At 49.3% G+C, this 13,979-nt stretch carries 16 protein-coding genes; 13 read left to right on the top strand and 3 right to left on the bottom strand.

The genetic code is table 11. The features are described 5' to 3' along the window. Window positions 1-35 precede the first annotated feature (35 nt). Window positions 36-485, top strand: a complete 450-nt coding sequence (locus tag FHS77_RS11450; protein WP_184223469.1) for a GNAT family N-acetyltransferase — start codon at window positions 36-38, stop codon at window positions 483-485. Window positions 486-677: 192 nt separating this feature from the next. On the opposite strand, the gene tldD is transcribed toward FHS77_RS11450, so the two are convergent. Together tldD and FHS77_RS11440 are read right to left on the bottom strand one after the other, a co-directional pair. Further along, window positions 678-2,090: a metalloprotease TldD gene (gene tldD / locus FHS77_RS11445; RefSeq protein WP_184223468.1), complete on the bottom strand. Its 1,413-nt coding sequence runs from the start codon at window positions 2,088-2,090 to the stop codon at window positions 678-680. Window positions 2,091-2,161: 71 nt separating this feature from the next. Next, window positions 2,162-2,752: an invasion associated locus B family protein gene (locus FHS77_RS11440; protein ID WP_184223465.1), complete on the bottom strand. Its 591-nt coding sequence runs from the start codon at window positions 2,750-2,752 to the stop codon at window positions 2,162-2,164. Between the two features lie 376 nt (window positions 2,753-3,128). Between FHS77_RS11440 and coxB the strand changes: the two genes are divergently transcribed. The 11 genes from coxB (at window position 3,129) to rnhA (ending at window position 12,486) form a co-directional block, all read left to right on the top strand. After that, on the top strand, window positions 3,129-4,016 hold the full coding sequence (coxB, locus tag FHS77_RS11435; RefSeq protein ID WP_445482854.1) for a cytochrome c oxidase subunit II: 888 nt from the start codon (window positions 3,129-3,131) through the stop codon (window positions 4,014-4,016). 39 nt (window positions 4,017-4,055) lie between these two features. Then, a complete protein-coding gene (ctaD, locus tag FHS77_RS11430; RefSeq protein WP_184223463.1) occupies window positions 4,056-5,708 on the top strand; it encodes a cytochrome c oxidase subunit I in 1,653 nt (550 codons plus the stop codon). Between the two features lie 174 nt (window positions 5,709-5,882). Further along, window positions 5,883-6,833: a heme o synthase gene (locus FHS77_RS11425; RefSeq protein ID WP_184223462.1), complete on the top strand. Its 951-nt coding sequence runs from the start codon at window positions 5,883-5,885 to the stop codon at window positions 6,831-6,833. After that, window positions 6,830-7,000, top strand: a complete 171-nt coding sequence (locus FHS77_RS11420; RefSeq protein ID WP_184223460.1) for a hypothetical protein — start codon at window positions 6,830-6,832, stop codon at window positions 6,998-7,000. The genes FHS77_RS11425 and FHS77_RS11420 overlap by 4 nt, the downstream gene beginning before the upstream one ends. A 23-nt stretch (window positions 7,001-7,023) precedes the next feature. After that, window positions 7,024-7,638 carry a cytochrome c oxidase assembly protein gene (locus tag FHS77_RS11415; RefSeq protein ID WP_184223458.1) on the top strand — a complete coding sequence of 205 codons (615 nt, stop codon included), beginning with the start codon at window positions 7,024-7,026 and terminating at the stop codon, window positions 7,636-7,638. A gap of 51 nt (window positions 7,639-7,689) precedes the next feature. Continuing rightward, a complete protein-coding gene (locus tag FHS77_RS11410) occupies window positions 7,690-8,565 on the top strand; it encodes a cytochrome c oxidase subunit 3 (protein ID WP_184223456.1) in 876 nt (291 codons plus the stop codon). 115 nt (window positions 8,566-8,680) lie between these two features. Continuing rightward, the gene (locus FHS77_RS11405; protein WP_184223454.1) at window positions 8,681-9,085 is read left to right on the top strand and encodes a DUF983 domain-containing protein; all 405 of its coding nucleotides are present in this window, start codon (window positions 8,681-8,683) and stop codon (window positions 9,083-9,085) included. 1 nt (window position 9,086) lies between these two features. Further along, complete coding sequence (locus FHS77_RS11400; protein WP_184223452.1) at window positions 9,087-9,848, top strand: SURF1 family protein; 762 nt, start codon at window positions 9,087-9,089, stop codon at window positions 9,846-9,848. Window positions 9,849-9,958: 110 nt separating this feature from the next. Beyond that, window positions 9,959-10,972 carry a 4-hydroxy-3-methylbut-2-enyl diphosphate reductase gene (ispH, locus tag FHS77_RS11395; protein WP_184223450.1) on the top strand — a complete coding sequence of 338 codons (1,014 nt, stop codon included), beginning with the start codon at window positions 9,959-9,961 and terminating at the stop codon, window positions 10,970-10,972. 54 nt (window positions 10,973-11,026) lie between these two features. Continuing rightward, entirely contained in the window at window positions 11,027-12,019 is a 993-nt protein-coding gene (locus FHS77_RS11390; RefSeq protein WP_184223448.1) for a homoserine kinase, read from the top strand. Then, entirely contained in the window at window positions 12,016-12,486 is a 471-nt protein-coding gene (gene rnhA, locus FHS77_RS11385; RefSeq protein WP_184223446.1) for a ribonuclease HI, read from the top strand. Before FHS77_RS11390 ends, rnhA begins: the two co-directional genes overlap by 4 nt. A 61-nt stretch (window positions 12,487-12,547) precedes the next feature. On the opposite strand, the gene FHS77_RS11380 is transcribed toward rnhA, so the two are convergent. After that, window positions 12,548-13,033, bottom strand: coding sequence for a peroxiredoxin (locus tag FHS77_RS11380; RefSeq protein WP_184223444.1), 486 nt, complete (start codon window positions 13,031-13,033; stop codon window positions 12,548-12,550). 295 nt (window positions 13,034-13,328) lie between these two features. On the opposite strand from FHS77_RS11380, the gene FHS77_RS11375 reads away from it, so the two are divergent. Next, window positions 13,329-13,925 carry a YqgE/AlgH family protein gene (locus FHS77_RS11375; RefSeq protein ID WP_184223580.1) on the top strand — a complete coding sequence of 199 codons (597 nt, stop codon included), beginning with the start codon at window positions 13,329-13,331 and terminating at the stop codon, window positions 13,923-13,925. Window positions 13,926-13,979 lie beyond the last annotated feature (54 nt).

Below are 13,979 nucleotides of genomic sequence, written 5' to 3'. Positions count from 1 at the left end.
GAGTTTCGCATATAATTAACTCTTCAGGTGCTTTCATGAAAGAAAGAACAAGTTTTATCCGCCCTATGGTTGCAGGGGATGTCGAGCGTTCGGCCGATATTTGGTTGCGTGCCTCTAAAATCGCCCATGGTTTTCTTGGGTATGAATTGCTGGAAGATCAGCATCAGCTAATGAAAGATGTCTATCTTTTACAGGCGGAAAACTGGGTGATTGTCAGTGATGATCAGGTGGTTGGCTTTGTTGGTTTCATCGATAATTTTATTGGTGGCCTGTTTGTTGATCCGGATTTTCAAGGGCAGGGCTATGGTTTAAAACTATTGCAACATGCGCATGATTTGAAAAAACATCTGGAATTGCAGGTCTATGAACGTAATCAGAAGGCCGTGAAACTTTATCAGCGATATGGTTTTGAAATCATTCAGCGTGATGAAACGGATGATGATGGATTGCCATTTGCACAGCTGACGATGGTGCTGAATAGCTGATTAGAGCGCCGTTTGCCAGACTTGGCACACAAAGGTCGCTCTAACACTTTAAAATTAGAGCATAATTTTACCTTAAACTGATCCAGGTTTAAGGAATTATGCTCTAAAATAAAAAGAGCGGTTTTCATGAATCACTTTCATCGAAAACCGCTCTTATGCTTTGATTTTTATAAACAAAAGCTTTTTTTAAAATTAAACAGCCGTGCCGCCGACAGTCATCTGATCCATACGCAAATGCGGTTGGCCAACGCCGACAGGCACCCATTGGCCGCCTTTACCGCAATTGCCTGTGCCGTTATCCAGCTTTGAATCGTTGCCTAGCATGGTGATGCGCTGCATGGCTTCAGGACCATTGCCGATCAGCATTGCGCCTTTAATAGGGGCAGTGATTTTGCCGTTTTCGATTTTATAAGCTTCGGTGCAGCCGAACACGAATTTGCCGGAAGTGATGTCCACCTGACCGCCACCGAAGGAGACAGCATAAATACCGTTTTTGACCGACGTGATGATTTCCTCCGGTGTTTTGTCACCGGACAGCATAATGGTGTTGGTCATACGGGGCATAGGGGCATGGGCATAAGATTCGCGGCGTCCGTTGCCGGTTGGCTGCATCCCCATCAGGCGGGCATTTTGGCGATCTTGCATGTAATTAACAAGCTTGCCATCTTCAATCAGCACGGTGCGATTGGTTGGGGTGCCTTCATCATCAATTGTGAGTGAGCCTCGACGCTGCATGATGGTGCCGTCATCAACAACAGTCACACCTTTAGAGGCAACCTGCTGCCCCATCAGGCCTGCAAAAGCTGAGGTTTTCTTGCGGTTGAAATCACCTTCCAGACCATGGCCAACGGCTTCATGCAGCATGACACCCGGCCAGCCATTGGCAAGCACAATATCCATGGTTCCGGCAGGTGCGGGCACGGCCTCCAGATTAACCAGTGCCTGACGCAATGCTTCATCAGCTGCATATTGCCATGCGTCAGTTGCAATAAATTCACCAAACAGCGCACGTCCGCCATGGCTGAAAGAGCCGGTTTCCTGACGGTCGCCGGAACCTGCAACAACAGACACGTTGAGACGAACCATCGGGCGCACATCACGCACGAAATGGCCGTCGGCACGCAAAATCTCAACTTGTTTCCAGGATGCTGCAACAGATACGGAAACCTGACGCACTTTTGGATCTTTGGCGCGCAAATAGGCGTCAATCTCTTGGAGAAGCCGCACTTTGGCATCAAAACCCGGAGAGCCGATCGGATTTTCATCGGTGTAAAGCTGACGGTTGGTGCCAAGCGGTGCAGCACTATATTGTCCACTATAGCCGTGGCTGGTAGCAGAAACAGCATCCGCTGCACGTGTTAATGCCGCAAGTGACAATTCACCTGCATGGGCATAACCAATGGCCTCACCGGCAACCGCTCGCAGACCAAAGCCCTGATCCTGATTGAAAGCACCGGTTTTTAACCGGCCATTATCAAAGCCCAATGATTCGGCTTCGCCATATTCCAGATAAAGCTCGCCATCATCGCTGCCTTGCAGTGTCTGGCTTAAAATACGCTGAATATCGTCGCGATTGGCGTCAAAACTATCAATCAGGCTTTTCATAAAAATACATCCTGCAAACTTATCACATTTGCAGGATGTAGGCGTTTCAACAGTGAAGAACAACCGCTTGTTTAAGGAAGAGCGTCAAAGCCTTCAGCAAAGCCCTTCAAATCAACAGGAATACCAATGCCTTCTTCCGGTGTCTGGAACACGATGAATGTGGCCGATTTGCCGGCACGGAAGGTTTTCATCAAAGCATCATCAAGGATGACTTCTGCATAGCAGCCATCTTCAAAGCAGCGCACGAAATAAGCGCGGCCAATATCTTTGCCATCAACATTAAGGCCAAGGCCGTTTGGCAGCAAAACGCCGAGAGGTGCCAGTACGCGTAAGATGCGTGCTTTATTGTCAGCCGTTTTTAACACGACGACGGAAAGGCCCAGTTCAGGACGGTCTGCTGCGACAACATTCTGGATGAGGGCGCATTGTTCGTTCTGGGCTCCTGCCGGTGTGTCACAAAGGATTGACCATTCACCATGTTTGGAGCGCAGCGTACCTTTTTGATTGCCCGCAGTGCTCGTAGTGCTTGTCTGTTCGGTAGCAGTCGGCGCTTGCTGCTGTGCGGTGTTCTGGGCAAGGGAGATGCTGGATGAACCAGCAAAAATGCCACCAAGACACAAAGAGAAAATTGCTAATTGCTGAGAAATTTTACGAACAGTCATGGAAGCTCCAGATCGAATCACCGTGGTACTATGGCGCTGTACCGGCATAAAAAGTATATTATCATCTTCAATAAGGCGAAATGATAAGACTTCCAATGAGATGTTGCGCATTTTTATTGAAATTGACTTAAAACAGGGCGGAATTGTGAGAAAAGAGCCGAAACTGCGCCACTATGCACAAGATTTTGATTGAAACTCTTTAGGGATTTTTTCTTTATTTTACATGGTCACGCGCAAAAATGCCGCATGATAACATATTCGCCTTCCTTGCGGTGTGCGCTAAGGTGTGGTTGAACGCCAAATGGGGGATGGCGGTTGTTTTTGTAGGGATAGCTGGCGTCCAGCCTGCAAAAGGCTACAATGGGAGAGAATTCTGGTGAGAAAGATTTTTGCCACATCAATGGGCACCGTATTTGGTGTTCTGGCACTTCTGTGGACCAGTATATCTGCGCAGGCAGACCAGCCGCGCGATTGGGAATACAGATTCCAAGAACCTGCTACCGGTATTATGGAGCAGATAAAATGGTTTGAAGAGTATACACTCTGGTTCATTATTCCGGTGACGACACTGGTGCTTCTTCTGATCCTCTGGGTCATTTTGAAGTACCGCGCCAGTGCCAATCCGGTTCCGTCTAAAACAAGCCATAACACCATGATTGAGGTTATCTGGACGACTGGTCCGGTAATAGCACTTGTGTGTATTGCTATTCCGTCATTTCAGCTTCTGACAGCGCAATATTCGCCTGATGATGCAGCACTGACCGTAAAAGCGACCGGTTATCAGTGGTACTGGGGCTATGAATATCAGGTTGAAAATCAAGTCAGCTTTGATTCTCTGATGCTTCAGGAAGGCGAACGTGCTGATGCAGGTAAAGAAGATATCGCGAAATATCCGCGTCTGCTCGCTGTTGATAATGAAGTGGTTGTGCCGGTTGGTGAAACCGTCCGTCTGCTGGTTACAGCAGCCGACGTTATTCACTCATGGGCTATTCCGGCTTTTGGTGTGAAAATGGATGCGGTACCGGGTCGATTGAACGAAGCCTGGTTCAAGGCTGACCGTGAAGGCCTTTATTATGGCCAGTGTTCCGAGCTTTGCGGCAAGGATCATGCGTTCATGCCGATTGCAGTCCGTGTTGTTTCCAAGGCAAATTATGAAACTTGGTTGGCAGCGGCGGCTTCTGACGTAAACGGTGCCAATAAGGCGCTGAGGGCTGCTGTTGAAGGTGGTCAGGCAACAAATAAGGTGGCAGCTGCCGGCAATTAATTCCGGTAAGCACCTCTGTTGAGAAACGGGAGCAATCTCATGGCTGGCACAGCAGCTCAAGACATACACGACGACCACAAGCCAAAAGGCTGGGTACGTTGGGTCTATTCGACCAACCACAAAGATATCGGTACTTTGTACCTTATTTTTGCAATTATCTCCGGCATTATCGGCGGCGCTTTGTCTATTGCGATGCGCGCCGAATTGCAGGAGCCGGGCATTCAGATATTCCACGGTCTGGCTGCTATGGTTTACGGCGTTGAAGGTGATGCGGCAATGGATGCCGGTAAGCACATGTTCAACGTGTTCACCTCGATGCACGCGCTTATCATGATCTTCTTCATGGTGATGCCAGCGCTGATCGGTGGTTTCGCCAACTGGATGATCCCGCTCATGATCGGTGCGCCTGATATGGCGTTCCCGCGTATGAACAATATCTCCTTCTGGCTTTTGCCTCCGGCATTGCTGTTGTTGTTGATCTCCTTCTTCGTGCCGGGTCCTGCCGGTGGTTGGGGTGCAGGTGGTGGCTGGACACTTTATCCGCCGCTTTCAACATCCGGCCAGCCAGGTCCTGCAGTGGATTTTGCCATTCTGTCGATCCACATTTCCGGTGCTTCGTCCATTCTTGGTGCGATTAACTTCATCACCACGATTTTGAACATGCGCGCGCCGGGTATGACTCTGCACAAGATGCCGCTTTTTGCATGGGCTGTGCTGGTTACAGCATTCCTGCTTCTGCTTTCCTTGCCGGTTCTGGCAGGTGGTATCACCATGCTTCTGACCGACCGCAACTTCGGCACTGCATTCTTTGCACCTGATGGCGGTGGTGATCCGATCCTTTACCAGCATCTGTTCTGGTTCTTCGGTCACCCTGAAGTTTATATTCTGATTTTGCCGGGCTTCGGTATCGTCAGCCACATTATTTCAACCTTCTCCCGTAAGCCAATCTTTGGTTATCTGGGCATGGCTTATGCGATGGTTGCTATCGGTGTTGTCGGTTTCGTCGTCTGGGCGCACCATATGTACACTGTCGGTTTGTCGCTCGACACCCAGCGTTACTTCGTGTTCGCAACCATGGTTATCGCGGTACCGACGGGTATTAAGATTTTTTCGTGGATTGCTACAATGTGGGGTGGCTCGATCACCTTCCGCGCACCAATGCTCTGGGCAATCGGCTTCATCTTCCTGTTCACCATTGGTGGTATGACCGGTGTTCAGTTGGCTAATGCTGGTCTCGACCGTTCATTGCACGATACATATTATGTGGTTGCACACTTCCATTACGTGCTGTCACTGGGTGCCGTGTTCGCGATCTTTGCGGGCTGGTACTACTGGTTCCCTAAAATGACCGGTTATATGTATAGCGAGTTTACTGCGAAGCTGCATTTCTGGCTCACCTTCATCGGTGTGAACCTGATCTTCTTCCCGCAGCACTTCCTAGGTCTTGCCGGTATGCCACGCCGTTACATCGACTATCCGGATGCTTATACCGGCTGGAACATGGTTTCGTCTTACGGCTCATACATTTCCGGTTTTGCGGTTCTGATCTTCCTTTACAACGTCTTCGAAGCATTTGCGAAGAAGCGTGAAGCAGGTGCAAACCCATGGGGTGAAGGCGCAACCACGCTGGAATGGCAGCTGTCATCGCCGCCACCATTCCACCAGTGGGAAGAGTTGCCACGCATTAAATAAGAGAATACTAATAAGACTTCCGGGCGGCATATCGCCGTCCGGAAGCCGACAGTGACGATAAATGAATGTTTTCGTAAATCGGTTGAGCTTTTCGAAAATATTCATTGTCCGGCTTAAATCGTTCAATGAGGAATGAAGGGTGTGAACCCTTAGGAAATGAGAGCCTGGTCTATCATGTCTGTGATTGAGAAAAATATAAGTTCCGATAATGAATATCGTCTCTCTGAGGCGATGGCGTCGGATTATATCACGCTGTTAAAACCGCGTGTGATGTCACTTGTGGTGTTTACAGGCTTTGTTGGTTTGATGGCAGCACCGGGGCATATGAATCCGGTTTTGGCCGCCATCACCATCCTTTGCATTGCTGTTGGTGCCGGTGCATCGGGTGCTTTGAATATGTGGTATGATGCCGATATCGACATCATCATGAAGCGTACCCGCAACCGCCCGATACCGGCTGGCCTGATCTCGCCAGAGCAAGTGTTGGTTTTCGGTCTGACGCTTTCGGTTCTCTCGGTGCTGACACTTGGCCTTTTGGTTAACTGGCTTTCCGGTGCGCTGCTTGCCTTCACCATTTTCTTTTATGTGGTGATTTATTCCATGTGGTTGAAGCGCTCAACCCCGCAGAACATTGTGATCGGCGGGGCTTCAGGGGCGTTCCCTCCAATGATCGGCTGGGCAGCCGCTACAGGCTCCATCAGCCTTGACAGCATTGTGTTGTTTTTGATCATTTTCCTTTGGACACCTCCGCATTTCTGGGCGCTGTCATTATTCATGAGTAATGATTATGAAGCTGCCCGCATCCCGATGATGCCGAATGTGAAGGGTGAAGCCTCCACCAAGCGACAGATTGTCGGCTATTCGCTGATCATGGCGCCGGTGGGTGTTTTGCCATGGGTATTGGGCTTTGCCGGTCTTACCTATGGTGTCGTTTCAATTCTTATGGGGCTGGCTTTTGTTTATTATGCATGGCGTTTGCTGCACGCACCGACGCATGAAACAATGATCGCGAGTGCCAGAAAATTGTTCCGTTTTTCTCTGCTTTATCTGTCAGGACTGTTTGCGACACTGTTGGCAGAGGTACTGGTTTATAAAGCCCTTGTTGGATTTGGAGTTATAGCATGAGCACGTCTAACAACGAGCTGGAACTGATCAAGCCGACAGAAAAGCAGAAGCGCGCACAGCGTAACCGTTCCGTTGGTCTGGCTATCGCCTTGGCGCTGTTTGTGGTTATTGTTTATGTCGGCACATGGGCCAAGCTTGGTGCGAATGCACTGATCCGGCCAATGTAACGAATATTAAGGGGGAGGGAAGAATGGGCATTCAGCAGGGTGATAAAAACGCCAAGAAGGAAACTTCTAACCGTGTTATCGCATTTGCGTGTCTAAGCTTTTTTGCCTGTATGGTGGGGGCAGCTTATGCCTCTGTTCCGCTTTATCGACTGTTTTGTCAGGTTACTGGTTACGGCGGTACGACACAGCGTGTTGAGCAATATTCTGACAAAATCCTCAATCAAACGATCAAAGTTCGTTTTGATGCCAATACAGCTGGTGGCCTGCCGTGGGATTTTAAGCCGGTTCAGCGTGAGGTAGAGCTGAAAATCGGTGAGACGACGATGGTAAAATATGAAGCCATCAATAAGTCTGACGGGCCAACCTATGGGCGAGCAACCTTTAATGTGACACCTGGCCGTGCCGGCGCTTATTTCAATAAGGTGGAGTGTTTCTGCTTTACCGATACAACACTGGCTTCCGGCGAAGATATGGAAATGCCGGTGCTTTTCTTCGTTGATCCGGATTTTGTTAATGATCCGGATCTGAAAGATGTAAAAACAATCACACTTTCCTATACTTTTTTTCCAATTGATGAGCCTAAGCCACTTGCGGCGGCCAAGGTTGGCGATAAACTGGACAGTGAGGGGAAATTATAACGATCGCTTCACTTTTGCGAGTAAGCATTCAGAGGAGCTCTGGGGAGAGACATGGCTGATACCCATCAGAAAAATCATGATTACCATATCATAGCACCAAGCCCGTGGCCGTTTATCGGTTCGGTCGGTGCCTTTGTGCTGGCGCTTGGCGGCATTGCATATATGCGCTACCTGAATGCCGGTGAACTGCACCTGTTCGGTATCAATCTGGTGACACCATGGCTGTTTGTCATGGGTATCGCCATCGTTCTCTACTGCATGTATGGCTGGTGGAGCGATACGATCAAAGAAGGCAAAGAAGGCCATCACACCCGCGTGGTGTCGATCCACCTGCGCTACGGCATGATCATGTTCATCGCTTCCGAAGTGATGTTCTTTGCCGCTTGGTTCTGGGCATTTTTTGATGCAAGCCTTTTCCCAAATGATGCCGAGCAAGTTGCGCGCGCTGCTTATACCGGCGGCATATGGCCTCCGCAGGGCATTGAAGTGCTCGATCCGCTGCATCTGCCGCTTTATAACACCATCATTCTGCTGCTTTCAGGCACAACATTGACATGGGCACATCATGCAATGCTGGTCAAAGATCGCACCGGTATGATTGCAGGCTTGGCACTTACAGTCGCGCTTGGCGTGTTGTTCTCCTTCGTACAGGCTTATGAATATGCCTATGCGCCATTCGGCTTCAAAGATTCGATCTATGGTGCCACCTTCTTCATGGCGACCGGTTTCCACGGGTTCCACGTATTCATTGGTACAGTGTTTCTGGCTGTTTGCTTGTTCCGCGCCATCCGCGGTGATTTTGACGGCAAGAACCATTTCGGTTTTGAAGCTGCTGCCTGGTACTGGCACTTTGTGGACGTGGTCTGGCTGTTCCTCTTCTTCACCATGTATGTATGGGGAAGCTGGGGTGGTGTGATCCATCACTAAGATTGATTTGTTTAAAATCAAAGGGCGGCTGTGGTGACACGAGCCGCCTTTTTTAATGCGGCAGTCTTGCGTGGCGCAATAATAAGGCGCAAAAAGACCATGGGAGATGAAGTTCATGACAAAGCATAACCATTCCACTGGTAACGGTGTTGATCCGATTAAAGCCGGTATTTTAGGCCGGTGCCCGAATTGCGGTGAGGGCAAATTATTCAACGGCTTTTTGAAGGTCGCTAAATCCTGCCATGTCTGCGGACAGGATTATTCCTTTGCAGATTCCGGTGACGGGCCGGTGGTTTTTGTCATTCTCATTATCGGTTTTATTGTGCTGGGACTGGCGCTTTGGCTTGAGACGAATTTTCAGCCGCCACTTTGGCTGCATCTGATTATCTCCATACCTTTGGCGATTGTTTTGAGTCTGGTTTTGGTGCGCTGGCTCAAAGGCGTGCTGATTACGCTGCAATTCAAGCATAAAGCCGCTTCCGGCCAGCTTGATGATAAACACACTGATAATGGACAATAGTATGCAGGTCACCAAACGCTGCAAGCCCGACACACGCAGATTTCCGTGGGGCGTGATTGTTGTCTATCTTATCTGTTTAGGGATTTTGCTGAGCCTTGGCACATGGCAGGTCAAGCGCCTGTTCTGGAAAGAGCAACTGCTGGCTTCCATTACTGAAAATATCAAAGCGCCACCGGTTTCGGTGGCCGTGATGGAAGATATTTTAAAACAGACGGGCAGCGTTGAATATCGGCCGGTCATGGTCACCGGTACATTCATGCATGAGGGCGAGAGGCATTTTCTGGCGACCTTTAAAGGTGAGGCCGGATTTTATGTCTATACGCCGATGCAGATGGAAGACGGGCGTTTTGTGCTGATCAATCGCGGCTTTGTGCCTTATGGCCGTAAAGATCCGCAAACACGACTTGAAGGGCAATTGGATGGCCCCGTGACGATTACAGGGCTGGCGCGTGATCGTCTTGAGGTGAAACCCTCCAGTTTTGTGCCTGATAATGATCCGGCACAAAATATCTTTTATTGGAAAGACTGGGCTGTGATGGCGGAAACCGGTGGTGTGCCTGATCTGGAAACACTGGTTCCTTTCTTTATTGATGCTGATGATACACCCAATCCCGGTATTTTGCCGATGGGGGGCGTCACTAATATTGAGCTGCCGAACAAGCATCTGGAATATGCCGTCACATGGTATGGTCTGGCTTTGGCACTCACCGCAGTGGTGGGGGCTTATCTGTGGCGTTGGCGCTATCCTAAAACCACGTCATAATCACGCTTAAAGCTTGACTTTTAGCGGCGCTAAGCCCAACTCCTGAATAGATTGTTTTGCTGGCTCAGCAAAGCACGGTTGATGACGCCTTGAATGAAGAGATCATGATTATGTCCTTAAACGTGGAACAGCGCCCGAAACTGGAAATTCGTCTCTGTGGCCCACGCGGTTTTTGCGCTGGTGTTGACCGCGCTATTCAGATCGTCATTCTGGCTTTGAAAAAATATGGCGCGCCGGTCTATGTGCGTCATGAAATCGTGCATAACCGTTACGTGGTTGAAGGTCTGCAAGCACGTGGTGCGGTTTTTGTTGAAGAACTGCATGAAATTCCGCTTGAACATCGCGAACAGCCGGTGGTTTTTTCAGCGCATGGCGTGCCGCAATCGGTGCCGGCAGATGCGGAAGCTAAAAATCTTTTCTATCTGGATGCAACATGTCCGCTTGTATCCAAAGTGCACAAGCAAGCTATGCGTCATGAGCGTCAGGGGCGTCATGTCATTCTGATCGGCCATTCCGGCCATCCGGAAGTTATCGGCACTATGGGGCAGTTGCCGGAAGGCGCGGTCACACTGGTTGAAACCGTTGAAGATGCCCGTAATTGTGTATTTGCTGATCCTGATAATCTGGGCTTTGTCACGCAGACCACATTGTCGGTGGATGATACGGCGGGCATTGTTGCCGAGCTACAAAAACGCTTTCCAAACCTGTTGGCACCTGCTGCCGAATCTATCTGCTATGCGACGACCAATCGTCAGGAAGCCGTGAAAGAGGCAGCTCCGGGTTGTGATTTGTTCTTGATTGTTGGTGCGCCTAACTCATCCAACTCCAAGCGCTTGGTGGAGGTTGCTGAACGGGCGGGGGCGAAAAAATCTTTGCTGGTGCAGCGTGCCGACGAAATTGACTGGGATGGCCTTGGCAATATTTCAGTGCTTGGCCTGTCTGCTGGTGCATCTGCGCCGGAAATCATTGTTAACGAGATTATCGAAGCGTTTAAATCGCGTTTTGAAGTGCAGATCGAGCTGGCCATCACAACGGTTGAAACTGAAAACTTTTTGGTGAATCGTCAGTTGCGTGATGTTGATCTGACCGTGCAGGACATGGCATTCGTTAACGGTGAGCGCTAATTGAAAAAGACTGATAACAGTTGAGCACAAGCTTGGCTGAGGGGAAGAATATTTATGGCCGTTTACACGGATATTAATGAAGTCGAGCTTGCTGCGTTTTTAAGCAATTACAATATCGGCACGCTGACTTCTTATAAGGGCATTGCTGAAGGTGTCGAAAACACCAATTATCTGCTTCATACGACGGCTGGCGCTTTTATTCTGACCCTTTATGAAAAGCGGGTAAACCCGCAGGAATTGCCGTTTTTCTTAAAACTCATGCAGCATCTTTCTGCTGAAGGATTGGAATGCCCGCAGCCGGTTGTTGCCGGTAATGGCGAGATGATTGGTGAACTGGCTGGCCGTCCGGCCGCTATTGTCACCTTTTTGGAAGGCATGTGGCTGCGTAAACCTGCCGCTGAACATTGCGAAGCATTGGGTGTCGGCCTGGCTCAAATGCATCTGGCCGGTCAAAGCTTCACTATGGAGCGTAAGAATGGCTTAACTGTCGATAATTGGCGGCCATTATGGCAGCAATCTTTGGCTCATGCCGATAAGATCGAGCCAGCTCTTATCGATGAAGTGGAAGCGGATTTAGCCTATCTGGAAGCCAGCTGGCCGCAAGATTTGCCACGCGGTGTTATCCATGCCGATCTGTTTCCGGATAATGTCTTCTTTCTGAATGGCAAATTGTCAGGCTTTATCGACTTCTATTTCGCCTGTACGGATATTCTGGCCTATGATGTTGCTGTATGTCTCAATGCATGGTGCTTTGAAAAAGACCACTCTTATAACCAAACCAAGGGTGCTGCGTTGCTGCGCGGGTATAATTCGGTGCGGCCATTGTCTGTTGCTGAGACAGAAGCTTTGCCGGTGCTTTCACGCGGTGCTGCCCTGCGTTTCATGCTCACCCGTCTTTATGACTGGCTGACAGTACCGGATGGCACTTTCGTGGTTAAAAAAGACCCGATGGAATATGTGCGCAAATTGCGCTTCCACCGTCAGGTGGAAAATGCCTGCGAATATGGCTTGCCCCGTCTCGTTGTAACAAGCGGAGAGCAGGCGTGAAAGAGATACAGGCTTTCACTGATGGTGCATGTTCAGGCAATCCGGGACCGGGGGGCTGGGGCGTTGTGCTGCGTTGGAATGGTAATGAAAAAGAGCTGAAGGGCGGCGAAGCGGATACGACGAATAATCGTATGGAGCTGATGGCCGCTATTTCGGCACTCAAGGCTTTGAAACAGCCTTGCCGTGTCGATCTTTATACCGATAGCGTTTATGTGCGTGATGGCATTTCCAGCTGGATTGAGGGCTGGAAGCGCAATGGCTGGAAGACAGCTGCGAAAAAGCCGGTTAAAAATGCCGAATTATGGCAGGAGCTGGATGAGGCGCGTAAAGCGCATGATGTCAAATGGCATTGGGTTAAAGGCCATGCAGGGCATCCGGAAAATGAGCGCGCCGATGAACTGGCACGCGCAGGCATGGAGCCGTTTAAACCCTATAAGCCTGCTTTTACATCGCTTAAAGTCAAGTAAGCGGCTAAGGCGTTTTTAAGAAAAAGGGCAGATCATGAAATCCATGATCTGCCCTTTATTTTTAAAGCTGTTCCAGCAGTGCGGATGCAGCGGATGTGACCGCCTGACCTGGCTGTTCTTCAATGTTGAGAACTTTTACCACACCATCTTCGATCACGGCTGAATAGCGCTTGGAGCGTACGCCCATGCCGCCACCGGTGAAATCGATATCAAGACCTGCTGCCTTGGCAAATTGTGCGCTGCCATCGGCGAGGAATGTGATTTTATCCTGTGCACCGGTGCTGTTTGCCCACGCATTCATGACAAATACGTCGTTGACGGCAGTGACGGCTACAGTGTCGACGCCTTTGGCTTTGATCGCATCAAAATTATCGAGGAAGCCCGGCAGATGGCTCATGGTGCAGGTTGGGGTAAAAGCACCCGGCACTGCGAAGAGCACAACCTTTTTGCCCTTGAAAACCTCATCAGTGGTGACATCTTTAACGCCGTCACTGGTTTTCACTTTGAAAGTTGCATTTGGCAGTTTGTCGCCGACTTTGATGGTCATGTTGGGTCTCCCTGAATATGGTCTTTCTTATATAGGTATCATGAACAGTTAAGTCGAGTTTACTGCTTGTGTTCAAGTGAAATATTTACAAATCTTTTTGGTAAAAATTTTTGAAATCTTGTCGCTTGCGATTTTAGGAATGCGCTTAAAAGTTATTTTAGCATTCAGAAAAATTGACAGCCGGTCGCGATTAAGACAGAGTTTAGGTTTATCAGAAATGACGAGTAATATGTTGGTCGGTTAGTCTGGCAAGCTAAGGTCTCACCTGTTGTGCGTTGAAAGGCAGGAGGTAAAGATTAGTAAAGCTGAAGAACTGCAAAATGGTTTTTTAAATGGTCAGTTTTTGCTGGCCATGCCCAATATGGTGGATGAGCAATTTGCTCGTTCAGTTGTTTATATTTGTGCGCATTCACCGGAAGGTGCAATGGGCTTTATCATCAATCAGCAACAGTCGATTGGCTTTACCGATTTGCTGGAGCAGATTGGTATCATCAAAGAAGAAGATGCGATTATTCTGCCTGACCATCAACGCAAGCTGATGATCCGCAATGGCGGGCCGGTGGATAAAAATCGCGGCTTTGTTATCCATTCGAGTGATTATAGTGTTTCTTCCACCATGCCGGTTGCCGAAGATGTTTCTATGACCGCAACGGTCGATATTGTCCGCGCTATTTATGACGATAAGGGCCCGCGCCAAGCCATTATGACGCTTGGTTATTCTGGCTGGGGGGCAGGGCAGCTGGAGGCGGAACTGGCGCAAAATGGCTGGCTGACATGTCCGGCGAATAATGCCCTTTTGTTTGATGGCGATATCAGCAGCCAATATGAACGGCTATTGTCGGAAATCGGCGTTGATATTTCCCGCCTTGTGACCAGTGCCGGAAGAGCCTGAAGCCTTTAAAATGATGAAACAAAAAAACTGACCGGAGACGGTCAGTTTTTTTTA

This window comes from Paenochrobactrum gallinarii, assembly GCF_014205685.1.
Taxonomy (GTDB): domain Bacteria; phylum Pseudomonadota; class Alphaproteobacteria; order Rhizobiales; family Rhizobiaceae; genus Paenochrobactrum; species Paenochrobactrum gallinarii.
The sequence above is the reverse complement of the archived record's forward strand: the minus strand, read 5'-3'. Positions and strand labels throughout refer to the sequence as shown.